The following is a 17538-nucleotide window of genomic DNA, read 5'->3' as shown; positions in this document are numbered from 1 at the left end:
GATTCCCGTCACTTATGGAGAAAGTTTTGGAGGAATGCATGATTAAATTATTAGCAGATTCGACGTGTGACTTATCAGATGCAGTGCTTGAACAGTACAACATCGGGGTCGCGCCGTTGATCATCACCATGAATAATATGTCTTACCAGGACCGGGTGGATATCCAGCCGGATGATTTTTACGGAATGTTGGAAGCGCTCCCGGAATTCCCAACGACGGCGATGCCGAGCCCAGCGACGTTCTTACGATTGATGGAAGATGCGGTCGCTGCCGGCCATGAGGAGATTTTATGTATCTGCATGTCGAGTGGGACGAGCGGATCGTATCAATCGGCAGTCATCGGAAAAGAGTACTTTGAAGAAGCGCATCCTGACTCACCTGTCAAAATCCATGTCGTCGACTCTCGTTCGATGAGTCATGGTAGCGGCTGGCTGTTGCTGAAGAGCGCACAGATGCGTGAAGCCGGTGCGACGTTCGAAGAGCTCGTTGACTTCAATGAGACGTACAAGACGAAAGTGAAGCACTTCTTATCCGTAGATGACCTCGACCACTTGATCAAAAGCGGACGAATCTCAAACGCGAGTGCTATCATCGGGAAACTACTGATGGTAAAACCCATCATGAGTATGAAAAACGGGAAAGGTGCCATTGTTGCCAAGGAACGAGGCACCCGTAAAGTGCTGAAGCATTATACGGACGAGTTCGTGAAACGCGTCAACCCGGACATCACGAATTTCGTGATCATCGGGTACACATCGGACCAACGGATTGCGGAGAACTTAAAAGTGAAGCTCGAAACCGAAACCGATTTTGCCGGCGAGATTTACCTTATGCAGATGGGTGTCTCGGTCGGGACACATGTCGGGCTTGGTGCCATCTCGATGTTTTTCGTAGAGAAGTGACAAAAGCCGTCTCATCGCGAGACGGCTTATTTGTTTGGCCAAATATGCTCGATGACCGGTGTGCTGTCGTGATAATCGAGACGATAGACATCTGGGTTACGCATCTTACGCCATGTCTCAAAGTCATATTGCGGGTCGAGATGTTGCAATAAGAGTGCGAGCAGATTGCCGTGTGTCACTAATAGGGTCGAAGCATGCGGAGCTTTGGCGTGCTCGACGACTTGTAGGATGCGCTGCGTCGCCTCCTCAGCCGATTCGGCACCAGGCAGTTTGAACGTCGGGTCGCTGAATGACTGACGTAATGGGGTCAGCCAGTCTTCGAGCGGTTCGTGAGATAGGATGCGTTCTCTCAGTAACGGTTCACGTTCAATCGAGAGCTGATGCGCATCGGCGAGTGGCGTGACCGAAGCGACTGCACGGGTATAATCGCTTGAGATGATCCGGTCGATTGTGAGTTCAGAAAAGAAATCGCGAAGCCATAAAGACTGGGCGTGACCGTCTTCTGTGAGCGGTGCGTCAGGTTCTTGGCCCGCGGCTGAGCAGTGGCGAATCAAATAGAGTGTGGGCATATGGATTCTCCTTGATCATTTTTAGTGAAAAGCCAATAATGAAATATATGTAAAACTATTTCATATCATAGAATATATTTCAATTTACTTAATGATAAGTAGGAGGAACAAATGGATCATTTGAAAAGACAATTAGAAAACTCTCTTTATACTGGGTTTATAGATAAAGATCATTATCATTCTAGTCCGTTTAAACCAGAACTTTTAGTAAACGAACGAGTTAAAAGACAGGATGTATTGACCGCGTTACTCGATGAATTGAAAATTTGTAAGAAGTTTCGATTTGCTGTTGCGTTCATTACAGAATCAGGACTGGCAACACTTAAATCAACATTATATGACTTAAATCAAAAAGGTATTCGAGGCGAGATTATCACTTCTACATATCAACTGTTTAATCAGCCAAAAATGTTCAAAGAACTTTTGAAAATTTCGAATGTTGACGTAAAAATTGCAGATGTGAATGCATTTCATTCAAAAGGATATATTTTTCAACATGAAGGCTACTTTTCATTAATTGTTGGTAGTTCAAACTTAACTGCAGGAGCATTAAAAACAAACTACGAATGGAATATTAAACTAACATCTCATGAAAACGGTGAAATTGTTCAACACTTTTTCAATCGATTCGAAACAATGTGGAATGAATCGATTCCTCTAACCTTAGAATGGATTAAAGCCTATGAAAATGTATATCGTCCAATGGTTAGAGATCGAGTTGCTGAGTTTCCAAGTATGCACGATTTTAATCAAGTCAAGCGGGAGCTTGAAATTAAGCCGAATGACATGCAGCGTTCTGCTTTAGACGGTATTGACGCAGTCCGACAGCAAGGTCATCAACGCGCACTTGTTGTATCAGCTACGGGGACTGGGAAAACATACTTAGCTGCATTTGATGTTCGTCGATATGAACCGAAGCGAATGTTATTTGTAGTCCATCGTGAACAAATTTTGAAAAAAGCCATAAATGATTTTCATAAAGTGATTGGTGGGAACATTGAAGATTACGGTATATTGTCAGGAACAAGTCGAGTAATTGACTCTAAATATGTGTTTGCAACGATTCAAACCATCTCAAAGGATGAAACTTTATATCAATTTGCACAAGAAACTTTTGATTACATGTTGATTGATGAAAGTCATCGGGCCGGAGCCAATACATATCAAAAACTGTTAGAATATTTCACTCCGAAGTTCTTACTTGGAATGACCGCTACTCCTGAACGATCAGATGGATATGATTTGTTCAGACTATTCGATTACAACATTGCATATGAAATTCGTTTACAAGAAGCACTTGAAGAAAATATGCTATGTCCATTCCATTATTTCGGGGTAACTGATCTTGAAATTGATGGGGAGCAAAAAGAAATTGAAGTGTTCCAAAAACTTGTATCAACTGAAAGAGTTGAGCGGATTATTGAAAAGATTAAATACTACGGCTATTCAGGTGAAAAGTTGCGAGGACTAATGTTCTGCAGTTCTAAAAAAGAAGCAATATATTTGTCTGAGCAATTAAATGCTCGAGGCTTTAAAACATGTGCTTTAACCGGGAATGATGCTCAAGCAAAACGAAAGCAAGAGGTAAATAATCTAGAACAGGGATTACTCGACTATATTCTCACTGTGGACATATTTAACGAAGGGATCGATATACCAAGCATTAATCAAGTTGTAATGCTTCGACAAACTGAATCGAGTATTATCTTTATTCAACAATTAGGAAGGGGCTTACGAAAGCATAAATCTAAACGATATGTAACCGTTATTGATTTTATAGCAAACTATAAAAATAATTATTTAATTCCAATTGCTCTCTCAGGTGATCGTTCTCAAAATAAAGATTCTATTCGTCGTAAAGTAATCGATCGGAGCTATATCTCTGGTACATCAACTATTAATTTTGAAGCGGTTGCTAAAGAACGAATTTATGAATCAATCAACCAAGCAAGATTAACCGATTTAAAAACTTTAAAAGAAGCATATCAGAACTTGAAAAATCGATTAGGTAGACAACCTATGTTGACTGACTTTATAGATAATCACTCAATGGATCCGGTTGTTATAGCAACTAAAAATGGACATTATGGTGCTTTTTTAAGAGTTGTTGAAAGTGAAGTGCCTCCTCTTTCGAAAGAAGAAGAGCAAATTTTACTTATGGCAACCCAAGAACTTTTATCAGGTAAAAGAATACATGAGATTTATTTGTTAAAACTTTTGGTATCTGATCTCTCTATAAGTAAATTCAATTTTATTAACTACTTACATGATCATCATGTTCGAGTAGATGATGCAACGCTCAAATCAGTAGAGAATGTATTATCTTTAAATTTCTTTAACGATGCAGACCGAAAGAAATATAGTAATAAGCCGTATATTGAATTTGATCGTGACACGTATCGATTATCTTCACATATACAAACTATGTTACAAAATGAGTGGTTTGCTAAGTTATTAAACGACTTACTAGAAGCATCAATCCTAAGAAGTAAACGATATAATCAAACAAAACCGTTAACGAGATTGGAAAAGTATACGAGAAAAGATGTATGTCGATTATTAAATTGGGAAAAAGAAGAGCAATCTACAATGTATGGTTATAAAGTTAAGCATCATACATGTCCTATATTTGTAACGTATCATAAAAGTGAAGACGTTGAAGCTAGTGTTAATTATGGTGATTCCTTTATTAGTCCAGAGGTATTTCATTGGTATACTCGAAGTCGAAGAACCACAAAATCTGAAGAAGTACGTAAAATTATTGATTCAGAGAAAGAAAACATTGATATCCATCTATTTGTGAAAAAAGATGACGATGAAGGCGGAGATTTTTATTATTTAGGTGAAGTGAAACCCGATCAACAATCTATACAAAACACAACAATGCTAAATAAAAATGGTCAAGAACTTCCTGTAGTCACGATGAATTTAATGCTAAAAGAGAGTGTCGATCAACAGATATATGATTACTTGCATGAGAAAACACATTAAAAAAAGCCGAGGCGTACCTTATACGTTCTCGGCTTTAGTTATTTGATTAATCACATCATTTACTGCAGGTATGTCGGCTGGTGCCCATACAAGAGAATGTAAATTTTCACGCTTTAGCCAGATTAATGCATCATGTTCTGTTGCTACGGGATTTCCTGATTTTAATTCAGCACGTAGTGAAATCAATTGAATAATAAAAGACTCATATTCATGAACGTGTTCGTTAATGATTTCATGCGCAGTAATTTCGCATTGTAGTTCTTCGTATATTTCACGCTCGAGTGCTTCTTGTAGATTCTCACCATCCTCGACTTTTCCTCCGGGAAATTCCCACATATTTGGAATTAGCATTGTTGTTGAACGAAGTGCACAAAGAATTTCCTTTTTTTCATTTTCAATAACTGCTGCTACCACTTTTACTGTTTTTTTCATTGATACTCCCTCATTTTTGAGATTTGATTACATCCATCATAACATTCGTCTTTTCATTATAAATTCAAACTTCACTTAAAGAATTTTTTCGCACTAAACCCCTTATCATTCATCACAAAAGAGTTATAATCGGTATAACGATTATAAAATATATGATTGAGGAATGGGGATTCTTCAATCGTATGACAAAAAATTCAGGGGATAAGGATGGGGTTTTCATGAGCAGTACGCAAACGAGAACAGACGTCATTTTGATTGGGGCAGGGATTATGAGCGCAACGCTCGGTTCACTCTTTAAAGAGCTCGTACCGGAGTGGAACATCAAAGTGTTCGAAAAGCTCGATGCAGCAGGGGAAGAAAGTTCAAACGAATGGAATAACGCAGGTACGGGACATGCCGCACTTTGCGAATTAAACTATACAACAGAGAAAGCAGACGGGACGATTGACATCTCCAAAGCGGTCAACGTCAACGAGCAGTTCCAAATCTCGCGCCAGTTTTGGGCGCACCTCGTCAAGCAAGGACTGATTGAAAATCCAGGAGCCTTTATTCGTTCAATCCCACATATGAGCATGGTCCAAGGGGAGAAGAACGTCGATTTCTTGAAACGCCGTTTGGAAGCGCTCACAACGAATCCGTTGTTTGAAGGGATGGTCTTATCAGACGATCCGAGTCAATTACAGGAATGGATCCCGCTCATCATGGACGGACGGACATCGGATGAACCGATTGCCGCGACGAAAATCGACTCAGGAACAGACGTGAATTTTGGCGCATTGACACGTATGTTGTTTGACCATCTCACATCGAACGGGGTCGAGCTCAACTACGGTCATAGCGTCGAGGACGTGAAGCGCCTCGAGAACGGTCATTGGGAAGTGAAAGTGAAAGACATGTCTCGGAATACGATTGAGACGCATACGGCACCGTTTCTCTTTATCGGAGGCGGTGGTGGCAGTTTGCCGCTCTTACAAAAGACAGGGATTCCGGAATCGAAACAAATCGGTGGATTCCCGGTCAGCGGCCTCTTCCTCGTTTGCAAAAATCGTGAGGTCATCGAGCAACATCATGCGAAGGTCTACGGAAAGGCGAAAGTCGGGGCACCACCGATGTCGGTCCCTCACCTCGACACCCGCTTTATCGATGGACGCAAAGAGTTGCTGTTTGGACCGTTCGCCGGCTTCACGCCGAAATTCTTAAAAACAGGATCGAACTTGGATTTGATTCGTTCGGTCAAGCCGAACAACGTCATCACGATGCTTGCCGCAGGGGCGAAAGAGATGCCACTTACGAAATACTTGATCGAGCAGGTACTCTTATCTCACGACAAACGGATGGATGAACTCCGTGAATTCATCCCAAATGCCAAGAATGAAGATTGGGAGATCGTCGTGGCAGGGCAACGTGTGCAGGTCATCAAAGATACACCGCAAGGAAAAGGAACGCTTCAATTCGGAACGGAAGTCGTCAGTGCCGAAGATGGGTCGGTCGCGGCGCTTCTCGGTGCTTCTCCAGGCGCATCGACGGCCGTGCACGTCATGTTGAAAGTGCTCGAGCAGTGCTTCCCGCAACACTTACCGGAGTGGGAAGCGAAAATCAAAGAAATGGTACCGTCGTATGGATTGAAGCTGTCGGAACACCCGGATTTATTCAAGACGATTCACGAATCGACGGCGGTCACGCTCGGTTTAGAGGAAAAGGACATGGTCCACAATTAATTGATTCAAGACGAGCATACAATCGTATGCTCGTCTTTTGTATAGAAAAAAGCGACCTCCTATCGGGCCGCTCATACCATTTTGAGAAACGTCTTTGCCTGCTGTTCGAGTGTAGCGGCTGAATCTGCTAATTTTTCGAACTCTCGGACCGTATGCTCGAGTTGTCCCGAGCTATCTTTGACTTTATGAGAAATTCGTCCGATGCTCATCGACACGTCATCGATGCGTTTCACAATGCCTTCAATGTTGTTGTTCACTTCTGTAATGGAGAGTGAGACTTTGTTTGAAAGATTGCGCACCTCTGTCGCGACGACATTGAAGCCGCGTCCATGTTCACCTGCGCGTGCCGCCTCGATTGCGGCATTGAGTGCGAGAAGGTTGGTTTGGGCAGCGATTTCACGAATCGTTCGGACAATATCCGTGATCGTCTTCGCCTCTTGTTGGAGAGCATGTAAATGCTCTAGGTTTTGAGTCGACTCTTGTTCAATCAGTTTGACGTTTTCGAGTACGTGTTCTCCGTCTTGTTTCCCGATTTGGGACTGGGCAGATAAGTATTCAGACGTCTCTTGAAGATTATTCGCCATGTGGAGTACGTCTTGTTGCCGTGACGTGATATCGGCTGCAATCTTTGAGACGCCGATGACGTTCTGGTGGGCATCATCGAAGATCGGCATGTAGGTCGCCTCTAGCCAGACACTATGACCATCAGCGGCACGTCGTTCAATCTTGTCGTGATAACTCAACCCTTGCATGAGCTTACGCCAAAACAGGTCGTATTGGGGACTGTTCGCGAACTCGGGCAAGCAAAGATCACGATGGGGGCGTCCCATCAGTTCCTTGACTTCGTAGCCCATCGTTTTGGCAAAAATCTCATTGACGTAGGCGACACGGCGATTTTCATCAAAGCGAATGATGGCCAGATTGTTTTCGATTGCCCGAACGACGTGCGTGTCGGTGACATGGGTCGTACTAGAGTGCAGTTGCATCCTAACATCCTCCCTATATCATAAGGTATATTTGTTTTAGGATACCCGAAAAATGTAAAAAAAAGTATATTATTTTAATAGAACAAAAAAAGACCACTTCCACTGGAAGAGGTCAAGGTGTGAGTGTCGCCATGCTTTCATGTAAGTACTCGCCAATCGTGCGCTCGATGTCGCTCTCTGAACGCTCGAGGGCAAGGGAGAGCTCTTTCACCAAAATCGTTTTGGCATTCTCTAAAATTTTACGATCTTGTTCGTATAGCTTTTTGTTCGCTTGAAGCGCCTCGATTTGTCGACGGCTCAATGTATTGACCACTTGGGCAATCTCGTGACGGTTTCCTGAATGCACGACATTCAAAAATTCACGATTGCGATTGTTGGAATGTGGATTCCATTCCACGCCAGGCGAGCGGAACGACTCTAAAATCTCTGATGCCTCGTCTGCTTCCAGTAACGTCAACATCATCACGTTGTCATTATCGACAGGAATGCTGATTTGCAACTTTTGTGAGTTGTTGATGGGGTGAAGCGTATAGTACGATTTCGTCTCTCCTGCGACCGTTTTGTCCGAAATGTCGTCGATGCGACATACTCCATGGGTCGAGTAGATGATTAAGTCTCCAGTTTTAAACAAGTCGATCACCTCTTCCTTACCTCTAAGCATAGTCATTCAGAAGATGAAATGTCAACTCGGTTGACGTTTTTGTCCATGTATGCATATGAAAAACCGTGTCACCATCAAGCTGACACGGTCATAGTTTCCAATCCAAGCGTAGAATGGTTTTCAGTTGTTCAAACGCCTCTTGGCCGATGCTTTCTTGGATCCGTTGCTCAAGTTGTGCTTTGAGCGTCTCGTTTTGCTCATAACAAGTGTGACCGAGCGAGGTCAACTCGATACATTTGTCTTTTCGATTTTGTGGATGGTCTGTCACGAGAACGAGCGCTTTACTCTCTAGGTTCTTGATCAGTTTATGAGTCGCTTGTCGAGAAATATGGACACTGTGCGTGACTTCGGCAATTGTTGTTTTCGACTGATAAAGTGTCGCGAGAATATACCACTCCGAGTTCGAGAGTTGGATATCACTTTGTTCATTCCAAGATTGTTCACTCATGCGTCGAACTTGATCATTTCGCTCTGACAATAAATCAAGTAGACGGGTTGACGTTGATGGAGTCAAATCAAGTCACTCCTCTTTCATTTCCGGCTTTTAGACGTTCCTAACTATACAAAAGCAACTATACCCCGTCAACGTCAATCTAGAACAAAACGAGGCACGAGGCCCCGTTCCGATTAGCAGTCTTTATTTTTGAAGTCGATGACCATGCGTCCTTGGACTTTCTCTTGCTCCATCTCTTCGAACACGTCTTGCACCTCGTGAAGACAGCGTTTATGAACAACAGGCACGACGAGCCCTTCTGCCCCGAACTGGAAGGCTTCTTCTAAGTCTTTACGTGTCCCGACGAGTGAGCCGACGACTTCGATTCCATCGAGGACGAGACGAGGGATGTTCAAGTCCATCGTTTCAGAAGGAAGACCGACGGCGACCACTTTCCCACATGCTCGGACTGCATTGACTGCAGAATTAAAGGCGATTTTTGAGACGGCTGTGACGACAGCGGCATGAGCCCCACCGAACTTCTCTTGTACGATGTCAGCTGCATCTCCTTCAGTCGATGGGTTAATCGTCAAATCAGCTCCACTCTCTTTGGCGAGTTCGAGCTTATCATCGTTCAAATCTACGGCGATGACGTGTGCGTTGAAGACGTGTTTCGCATATTGGATGGCCAGGTTGCCGAGTCCACCGCAACCGTAGATGACGACCGTCTCCCCAGGTTTCACGTCGGCAACTTTGATGGCTTTATACGTCGTGACGTCGGCACATGTGATGCTCGAAGCTTGCGCAGGGTCCAATCCGTCAGGTACTTTGATGGCATAGTCGGCCACGACGATACTTTGTTCAGCCATCCCGCCGTCCACGCTATATCCGGCATTTTGAACGTTTCGACAGAAAGTCTCTCGGCCTGTCGTACAATATTCGCAACGACCACATGCATGATACATTCAAGCGATACTGACGCGATCGCCAACTTTCAAACTCGTGACATCGTCGGCGATTTGAGATACGATCCCAATCCCTTCATGACCGAGCACGCGTCCTTGGACATCTCCGAAATCACCAGCTGCGACGTGAAGATCCGTGTGACATACGCCACAGTACTCGACATCGACGAGCGCTTCGCCTGCTTGTAATGGACGTAGTTCCTTTTCGACAACTTCGATGTTGGCCTTGCTTGCTGAATTGACAATGACTGCGCTCATGTTTGAACACACTCCTTGTGAAAATTTAGCGAACCTGATGGAAAACCCTTCTCAATCACATCGTCAGGATAGCACAAAAAATGGAATGAAAACGCTTTATTTTTATAGGGCATTTGTCTGAAAGATGAACTTTTCTCACACAAAGATTTAGGGAAATAGAGATAGAGAAAGTAGACGAAAGGAGTGTTATTTATATGACACGAATAGCGTTATTTCACACATATAAATCAAAGATTTTGCAGCTATCAAATTTAGAAGAAGAGACGTTGAAAAATGAAGACTTTTTGTTAGACCGTGATGAAAAGAAACAACTTGAGATCTATTACGCACCGTTTGAATACATCAATCCAAACGCGAAAGTCGTCATCGCGGGAATCACGCCAGGCTTGTATCAAATGCGTCAGTCGTTCGAGGCAATCCGTGACTTGAAGGATGCAACAGACGAAGAGGCGCTTCGAGCCGTCAAACAACGTGGCAGTTTTTCCGGTCCGATTCGAAAGAACTTAGTGACGATGCTGGATGATTTGGAGTTACATCATCATTTGGGAATTGAATCATCCCTCGATTTGTTTGGATCAGCGAACCATCTCGTTCAAAACACGGCGGTCCTCCCTTATCCCGTCTTCTATAAAGGCAAGAACTATAACGGATCGAGCCCGGATATGATTCGAACAGAGCTGTTTCGACCATACGTAGAAGGAATCTTCGCAGAAGAGATGGCCCATCTTCAAGATGCACTCATCCTACCGATGGGCGTGAACGTGAGGCGAGCCGTGGAGTTATTGGTTGAGCGAGGGCTCTTGGATCAAGATCGCGTAGTGAGTGGGTTTCCACATCCGTCTGGTGGGAACGGTCATCGCCATCGCATCTTCGCCGAAAATCGAGACGCCATGAAACGACACATTGCTGAACATTTCAAAAGACATCCACTCTGAACCGCAGGGGGGTTCTTTTCATGTGAGCACATGAACTGACACCGACTCTTTACTTCGATAAAATGATAAACGGTTGACTCACTCACGAGATGTAGAAAGGATGTCCGCCATGATCACATTGTCGTCCGTCCATAAGCGTTATGGACAAGAGATGGCCGTCCGCGATGTATCGCTTCATATTCGAAAAGGGGAGATTTACGGCATCATCGGCGCGAGCGGTGCCGGGAAGTCGACGCTTCTTCGATTGATGAATTTGTTGGAGAAACCGGATGCTGGGAGCGTCACGGTCGATGGCGACCAGTTGACCGAACTCTCCAACCGGGAACTACGCAAGAAGCGACATCGAATCGGTATGATTTTTCAACAATTTAATCTTGTTGCGAATAAGAACGTCTTTGATAACGTCCTCGATTCACTGAAGCTTGCCAAACGGACGAAATCATCATGGGAGACACGCGTGATGGAATGTCTCCGGTTCGTTGGACTCGAAGCGTATCGCGATAAATATCCTTCCCAGTTGAGTGGGGGACAGAAGCAACGTGTCGCGATCGCAAGGGCACTCGCGAGCGAACCGAGCGTACTCCTCTGCGATGAACCGACCTCTTCTCTCGACCCGAATACGACGGCAGAAGTGCTGCGTGTCCTCGAGTCGGTCAACGAACAACTCGGTGTCACCGTCGTTCTCGTCACGCATGAGATGGATGTCATCCGTCAAATCTGTCATCGCGTCACCGTCATGGCAGACGGATCCGTTCATGAGACGATTGAGAGGGAGCCGACAGGGGTGGTCACCATTGATCAGAATCCAAGTTGGTTCGTCGAACAGTTGCGAGAGGAAGGTGAAGCGAATGCCTGAAATCTTGGTCCGCTATCAATCAGAGATTTGGCAGTCCATTGCCGAGACGTTCATTATGGTCGGGGTATCGATTCTCGCCGCTATTCTAGTCGGATTGCCATTAGGCACGTGGCTTTACCTTTCGCGTAAAGGACAATTGTTAGAGAATCAAATCGTCTTCTCCGTCCTCAATCTGGTCGTGAACATCGTCCGGTCTTTCCCGTTCTTGTTACTCGTCGTGTTTTTGATTCCATTTACACGGCTTATTATCGGGACGGCCATCGGAACAGCAGCAGCGACAGTGCCGCTCTCCATCATTGCCATTGCACATTATGCGCGCCTCGTCGAACAGTCGTTGATTGATGTCCCACGCGGGGTCATCGAAGCGGCACTCTCGATGGGCGCAACGGTTAAAGACATCATCTTTAAGTTTCTATATGTGGAAGCCCGGTCCGGTCTTGTCCTTGGATTGACTACATCCATCATCAGTTTTATCTCATACTCGACGATTATGGGAGTCGTCGGGGGTGGTGGCATCGGTGACTTTGCCATCCGTTATGGATATCAACAATTTCAGACAGAACTCATGCTCTATATGATTCTCATCATGCTCGTCTTCGTACAGTTGATTCAATTCACGGGCACGACCGTGGCACGCATCATCGACAAACGCTAAATAGAAAGTAGGAAATGAATATGAAAAAATTGATGGCTCTTCTTGCCTCACTCACACTCGTCCTCGCAGCATGTGGGAACGATACAGAAACACAAACGGAACAAGCAAATGAACCACAGACATTGAAAGTCGCATCACTCATCCCACCGATGACAGATATGCTTGAAATCGCGAAAGAACAGCTCGCGGAAGACGACATCGAACTCGAAATCGTCGTTCTCGGAGACAACGTTCAACCGAACTCGGCACTTGCGGCGAAAGAAGTCGATGCGAACTTCTTCCAACACGTTCCGTACATGGAGGAGTTCAACCGCAGCAACGATGCGAATCTCGTTCCAATCGAACCGATTTATTTCGCAAACTATGGTGTATACGCAAAAAACTATGACAAGATGGAAGACATTCCGGAAGGCGCAACGATTGCGATCGCCAACGACGTATCGAACATCGACCGTTCGCTCTCCCTTCTCGCACAACATGATGTGATCGAGCTCGGAGAGAAAGAAGGCACGTACTATACACAGGCCGATATCACATCGAACCCGAAAAACTTCAAATTTGAAGAAGTCGACTTATTGATGCTCGCGCGCGCGTACGATGATGTCGATGCGGTCTTGATGACACCGGCTTACGCTGCACCGCTCGGTTTGACACCGAAGAGTGACGCACTCTTAACAGAAGGCGTCGAGAATGATTTCGCCATCACGCTTGTCGCACGTGAAGACAACCAGGATGACGAAGCGATCCAAAAACTCGGCGAAGCGCTCACAAGTGACGAAGTCCGTGCGTTCTTGCAAGAAAACTATGATGAAACGGCCATTCCGGCGTTTTAAACAAAAAGATTGAGCCATCTAGGCTCAATCTTTTTTAGTACTCTTCGTATTCTCGCGGGTCTTGGTCATCGATGCGACCATCCTGCTTCGTCAACGCATTGAGCGTCTCCATCTCTTCATCCGTCAATTCGAAGTTGAAGACGTCGAGATTCTCTTTTTGGTGCAACTCGCTAGACGAGCGGGCGAGCGGGATGACACCAAGCTGCACGTGCCAACGCAAGATGACTTGAGACACGCTCTTTCCTTTTTGTTTGGCGAGCTCGGTGATCTTTTCGTCATGGATGACCGTGCGGGCGCGACTGAGCGGGCTCCACGCTTCTGTGATGATGCCGCGTTCTTTATCGGCTTTCCGCTGTTCGACTTGAGAGAAGTACGGGTGTAACTCGATTTGGTTAATGACCGGTGTTTCTCCCGTTTCTTCAATCAAGCGGTCAAGGTGCTCCGGCATGAAGTTCGATACCCCAATAGAGCGGATCCATCCGTTTTTCTTCGCTTGAATCAAGGCACGCCATGCCTCAACGTACTTGTCTTGTTTCGGGTTTGGCCAATGCAAGAGGAACAAATCCCAATAGTCGAGGTTCGCTCGATATAGGGACTCTCGAATCATCTCGAGCGCCTGATCGTAGTCATAATATTGCGCGCGCAGTTTCGATGTTAAGAAAAGTTGTTCACGCGGGATGCCGGATTGGCGAACCGCTTCACCGACCGCGCCTTCATTATCGTAGCGAATCGCCGAATCGATGAGTCGATATCCGTTCCGGATGGCGCACGTGATGGCGTCGACCCCTGCTTCACCTTTTAAATAAACCGTCCCGAGTCCGATGGCCGGAATCTCATAACCGTCATGTAGCTTGATTGTTGGAATACCCATCAAATGCCTCCCCATTCAAAATCCGTTCTCTTCTCCGCTATTCCACTTTCCTTGGAAATGAAACGTTTGAATGTGAGGTCAACGTCGAAACGCTTTGATCAAACCTTCTGCTAAATCGAGAATACACACGATGATGATGGTGAGTAAGACACTCCAGACGCCCCAACGACTGATTGTTTCAAGGTCGGCGTTGATTTGCTCAGCAATCAACGGGAGCGCTTCGGTCGAAATTAGATCGGGTTGCAGCATAATGAGCGCTGTGACGACAATCCATACGATATTGAAGAGCGCGTTCCATAAGGCGAGCGGCTTTGTCCAATGTCGAACCAGCCATTTGTAAATGGCGATGGCGATCCCAAAGGCGGCCAGGGCGATGACAAACGGGAAGAATTGATCCAAGACCGACGCATTGAGTAGCGGATAGGATTCACTATCTGTGACAACACGAATCAACTGCTCGGCGTTGACATACAATACGACCATCAGAACGGTGGCGATAAAGTCAAACAAAATCGAACCAAAAGAAATCGAGGTCGAACGTGGTTTTACCTTCTTGAGTTGCTCAGGTTTCCAACTAGAGAAAGGCACTTCACCCTCAGGTACAGCACGTTCAATGATGAAGAACGTGAGGGTGATCCAGAATAGCGTCTGAACGACGACATTGAAGATAGCCGCACCAGTTTGAAGGAATGCTTGAATCAAGAATTGACTCCAAGACGTGTCGTCGATGGGATTGGTCAAATAACCGATGATCGAGAGAATGGTGACAACCGTGACGGCAATCGGTAAGACGATTTTAATGATGTTCACGTACTGTGTGAAGAGAGCAGGACCGATGAGATAAAGTGGTCGGTTCGCGTAGCGAGCAGCGAGGATTTGAGGGTCGCCGAGTTGGCGCAATGCTTCAAATAAAGCCGCTTCAGACGGGTCATTTCCAGTCATGTCATCAATGGTCGATTCCAATTCGAGTGCGACGTCTTGCCGCATCGACTCTGGGATTCGAGAGGTGACTTCATCGATATACACATCACGAAGATTCATGATCATTTCCTCCTTCAATTAGACGGGTCAACGTTTTCGACATGTTCATCCATTCCACGTACAACTCATTCAAAATGTCCATCCCATCCGAGCTGAGCACGTAGTACTTGCGTGGTCGACTCTCTGTCGTATCCCAGGAACTCGTGACGAGTCCTTGTTTTTCAAGTCGACGCAAGAGCGGGTAGAGCGTACTTTGATCAATGTTGATATCGGCATCTAGCAGTGCTTGAACGAGAGAATAGCCGTATTGGGGTGTCTTCAACTGACTGAGCACCGCAATCGTCAATGTGCCGCGCCGCAACTCCGTCACCAACGAGGCTTTTACATCAGACATTTTTTCGCCTCCTTCATTCGTTTATCTTTATACTGTATATCATACACTATAAGTTATCATACATCAATATGAATAAAAAACGTTGATTCATTTCCTGATTTTGGGATGATAAAGGGGAGGTGATGTTCATGAAGTGGTGGTGGATGGTTGGCGGTGTGGTGATCGTCAGTTTATTGACGATCAATGCGCAGTGGTATGGGAATGCGGCGACGTTTGGGGTACCGATTGGCTGGATCATCATGCTGCTAGTCTTGGCACAGTTTCGAAAGCCGACATCGACTCTTTGGGCGGCGTCGGTCGGAGTGATGAGTGTAGTGGTGGCGATTTTGCTTTCGATTCCGAGCTACTCGTTAGCCGAGGCAGAAGAGACGTTGAGCAAAACGTACAATGACGTGGCGTACATGGAGAGCGTTCCGACGACCGGGGGAGAATGGAATCCATTCTCCCCTCGAGTAGGCTATCGGTTTGAAACGGAGAGTGGAGACTCGATTTTATTCATCCCGGACTCGGGGAAGACGTTTGAACTGTAAAAAAGACTCGCTCTCATGATAGAGGGCGAGTCTTTTTGTTAGTTGCGAATCATGTAGTCGAAAGCGCCGAGTGCGGCTGTCGCACCAGAACCCATCGAGATGATGATTTGTTTGTAGGCGCTGTTCGTGCAGTCTCCTGCCGCAAACACACCTGGGACGTTCGTCGCGCCGTGACGGTCGACGACGATTTCCCCGAAGTTGTTGCGTTCGACCGAGTCGAGCCAATCCGTGTTCGGGACGAGACCGATTTGGACGAAGACGCCTTCAAGTTCGACATGATGTGACTCGTTCGTCTCACGAGACACATACGAGATGCCGTTCACTTTGTCCGTACCCGTGATTTCTGTCGTCTGAGCGTTCGTGATGACAGTCACGTTTGGGAGACTGTGAAGACGATCTTGTAGCACTTGGTCAGCCTTGAGTTCAGGAGCGAACTCGAGGACCGTTACGTGCTTGACAATCCCTGCGAGGTCGATGGCTGCTTCGATCCCAGAGTTACCGCCACCGATGACCGCGACACGTTTCCCTTCAAAGAGAGGACCGTCACAGTGCGGGCAGTAAGCGACCCCTTTGTTTTTGAACTCCGCCTCACCTGGGACGTTGACGTTACGCCAGCGTGCACCAGTCGAGAGGATGACGCTCTTACTCTTCAAGACAGCGCCGTTCTCGAGTTCAATCTCGACGAGGTCCTTTTTCTCAAGACGCTTCGCGCGTTGGAGGTTCATGACGTCGATGCCGTACTCTTTGACGTGCTCTTCAAGACTTGCGACAAGCTTTGGACCTTCTGTATAAGCGGTACCGATGAAGTTCTCGATCCCCATCGTGTCCATCACTTGGCCGCCGAAGCGCTCTGCGATGATTCCGGTACGGATTCCTTTACGAGCCGCGTATACGGCAGCACTCGCACCCGCTGGACCGCCACCGACGACGAGGACGTCATACGGGTCTTTATCCGAAAACGCAGAAGCGTCAGGACCTGTACCGAGTTTCGCCAAGATCTCTTCGAGTGACATCCGACCGTTACCGAACGATTCTCCGTTTAAGAAGACCGTCGGGACAGCCATGATCTCTTTTGCTTCCACTTCATCCTTGAACGCGGCTCCATCGATCATCGTGTGCGTGATGTTCGGATTGAGGACGCTCATGACGTTTAGCGCTTGCACGACGTCAGGACAGTTGTGGCAGCTGAGACTGATGTACGACTCGAAGTGATATGTGCCTTCGATATTTTGAATTTGTTTGATTGTATCCGCATCGACTTTCGGCGCGCGCCCGCTCACTTGGAGGAGGGCGAGGACAAGTGATGTGAACTCATGTCCGAGTGGAATCCCCGCGAAGACGATTCCTGTCTCTTCGGATGGACGATTCACGCTGAAGCTCGGTGTACGCTCGAGTGTCGCGCGTTCGACCGAGATGCGTGATGACATGCTGGCGAGTTCGTTGACGAGCTCGAGCATCTCGTTTGAGACTTTGTCTTCCCCAGCGCTTACACGGAGGACGACATCGCCCTCCATGAGCTGGAGATATTGGTCGAGCTGTTGTTTAATCGCTGCTTCTAACATGCAATC

General features: G+C 46.2%; 17 protein-coding genes and 1 pseudogene. 8 read left to right on the top strand and 10 right to left on the bottom strand.

Translation table 11 applies throughout. From position 1 onward, the window contains the following. Positions 1 to 38 precede the first annotated feature (38 nt). On the top strand, positions 39 to 902 hold the full coding sequence (locus OKS35_RS12160) for a DegV family protein (protein ID WP_074035182.1): 864 nt from the start codon (positions 39 to 41) through the stop codon (positions 900 to 902). Between the two features lie 26 nt (positions 903 to 928). Here OKS35_RS12160 and OKS35_RS12155 read toward each other — a convergent pair whose 3' ends face one another. Continuing rightward, the gene (locus OKS35_RS12155; protein ID WP_214784513.1) at positions 929 to 1471 is read right to left on the bottom strand and encodes a histidine phosphatase family protein; all 543 of its coding nucleotides are present in this window, start codon (positions 1469 to 1471) and stop codon (positions 929 to 931) included. Between the two features lie 111 nt (positions 1472 to 1582). Between OKS35_RS12155 and OKS35_RS12150 the strand changes: the two genes are divergently transcribed. Beyond that, complete coding sequence (locus OKS35_RS12150) at positions 1583 to 4462, top strand: DUF3427 domain-containing protein (protein WP_214684950.1); 2880 nt, start codon at positions 1583 to 1585, stop codon at positions 4460 to 4462. An 18-nt stretch (positions 4463 to 4480) separates the two neighbouring features. Here the strand turns inward: OKS35_RS12150 and OKS35_RS12145 are convergent, their stop codons facing one another. Further along, positions 4481 to 4894: a (deoxy)nucleoside triphosphate pyrophosphohydrolase gene (locus OKS35_RS12145; protein WP_214684951.1), complete on the bottom strand. Its 414-nt coding sequence runs from the start codon at positions 4892 to 4894 to the stop codon at positions 4481 to 4483. 218 nt (positions 4895 to 5112) lie between these two features. On the opposite strand from OKS35_RS12145, the gene OKS35_RS12140 reads away from it, so the two are divergent. Beyond that, on the top strand, positions 5113 to 6612 hold the full coding sequence (locus OKS35_RS12140) for a malate:quinone oxidoreductase (RefSeq protein WP_214784510.1): 1500 nt from the start codon (positions 5113 to 5115) through the stop codon (positions 6610 to 6612). A gap of 71 nt (positions 6613 to 6683) precedes the next feature. Here the strand turns inward: OKS35_RS12140 and OKS35_RS15365 are convergent, their stop codons facing one another. From OKS35_RS15365 to adhP, 4 genes and pseudogenes are all read right to left on the bottom strand, one after another. Then, positions 6684 to 7598, bottom strand: coding sequence for a methyl-accepting chemotaxis protein (locus OKS35_RS15365; RefSeq protein ID WP_159563230.1), 915 nt, complete (start codon positions 7596 to 7598; stop codon positions 6684 to 6686). Positions 7599 to 7710: 112 nt separating this feature from the next. Continuing rightward, on the bottom strand, positions 7711 to 8238 hold the full coding sequence (locus OKS35_RS12125; RefSeq protein ID WP_143180210.1) for a CarD family transcriptional regulator: 528 nt from the start codon (positions 8236 to 8238) through the stop codon (positions 7711 to 7713). 109 nt (positions 8239 to 8347) lie between these two features. Beyond that, on the bottom strand, positions 8348 to 8773 hold the full coding sequence (locus OKS35_RS12120) for a MarR family winged helix-turn-helix transcriptional regulator (protein ID WP_214784508.1): 426 nt from the start codon (positions 8771 to 8773) through the stop codon (positions 8348 to 8350). A 113-nt stretch (positions 8774 to 8886) separates the two neighbouring features. Beyond that, positions 8887 to 9915: pseudogene (gene adhP, locus OKS35_RS12115) on the bottom strand (alcohol dehydrogenase AdhP). Between the two features lie 194 nt (positions 9916 to 10109). On the opposite strand from adhP, the gene OKS35_RS12110 reads away from it, so the two are divergent. The 4 genes from OKS35_RS12110 to OKS35_RS12095 all read left to right on the top strand — a co-directional run bounded on the left by OKS35_RS12110 (position 10110) and on the right by OKS35_RS12095 (position 13194). Continuing rightward, a complete protein-coding gene (locus OKS35_RS12110; protein ID WP_214784505.1) occupies positions 10110 to 10850 on the top strand; it encodes a hypothetical protein in 741 nt (246 codons plus the stop codon). Positions 10851 to 10959: 109 nt separating this feature from the next. After that, positions 10960 to 11706: a methionine ABC transporter ATP-binding protein gene (locus OKS35_RS12105; protein WP_214784502.1), complete on the top strand. Its 747-nt coding sequence runs from the start codon at positions 10960 to 10962 to the stop codon at positions 11704 to 11706. Next, positions 11699 to 12361 carry a methionine ABC transporter permease gene (locus OKS35_RS12100; RefSeq protein WP_214784498.1) on the top strand — a complete coding sequence of 221 codons (663 nt, stop codon included), beginning with the start codon at positions 11699 to 11701 and terminating at the stop codon, positions 12359 to 12361. The genes OKS35_RS12105 and OKS35_RS12100 overlap by 8 nt, the downstream gene beginning before the upstream one ends. Positions 12362 to 12381: 20 nt before the next feature. Beyond that, positions 12382 to 13194, top strand: a complete 813-nt coding sequence (locus OKS35_RS12095; RefSeq protein WP_078146002.1) for a MetQ/NlpA family ABC transporter substrate-binding protein — start codon at positions 12382 to 12384, stop codon at positions 13192 to 13194. A gap of 34 nt (positions 13195 to 13228) precedes the next feature. Here the strand turns inward: OKS35_RS12095 and OKS35_RS12090 are convergent, their stop codons facing one another. The 3 genes from OKS35_RS12090 to OKS35_RS12080 form a co-directional block, all read right to left on the bottom strand. Further along, entirely contained in the window at positions 13229 to 14065 is an 837-nt protein-coding gene (locus OKS35_RS12090) for an aldo/keto reductase (RefSeq protein ID WP_214684966.1), read from the bottom strand. Positions 14066 to 14143: 78 nt separating this feature from the next. Next, positions 14144 to 15106, bottom strand: coding sequence for an HAAS signaling domain-containing protein (locus OKS35_RS12085; RefSeq protein WP_264093144.1), 963 nt, complete (start codon positions 15104 to 15106; stop codon positions 14144 to 14146). Beyond that, a complete protein-coding gene (locus tag OKS35_RS12080; RefSeq protein WP_074035166.1) occupies positions 15093 to 15440 on the bottom strand; it encodes a PadR family transcriptional regulator in 348 nt (115 codons plus the stop codon). The genes OKS35_RS12085 and OKS35_RS12080 overlap by 14 nt, the downstream gene beginning before the upstream one ends. Positions 15441 to 15568: 128 nt before the next feature. Between OKS35_RS12080 and OKS35_RS12075 the strand changes: the two genes are divergently transcribed. Beyond that, a complete protein-coding gene (locus OKS35_RS12075) occupies positions 15569 to 15970 on the top strand; it encodes a hypothetical protein (protein ID WP_214784492.1) in 402 nt (133 codons plus the stop codon). Positions 15971 to 16008: 38 nt separating this feature from the next. Here OKS35_RS12075 and ahpF read toward each other — a convergent pair whose 3' ends face one another. Then, entirely contained in the window at positions 16009 to 17532 is a 1524-nt protein-coding gene (ahpF, locus tag OKS35_RS12070; protein ID WP_047795758.1) for an alkyl hydroperoxide reductase subunit F, read from the bottom strand. Positions 17533 to 17538 lie beyond the last annotated feature (6 nt).

The sequence above is a fragment of the Exiguobacterium sp. N5 genome, assembly GCF_025842465.1.
GTDB classification, from domain to species: Bacteria; Bacillota; Bacilli; order Exiguobacteriales; family Exiguobacteriaceae; genus Exiguobacterium; species Exiguobacterium profundum.
Note: the sequence above shows the minus strand (reverse complement) of the source record. Positions and strands in the feature narration are given on the sequence as shown.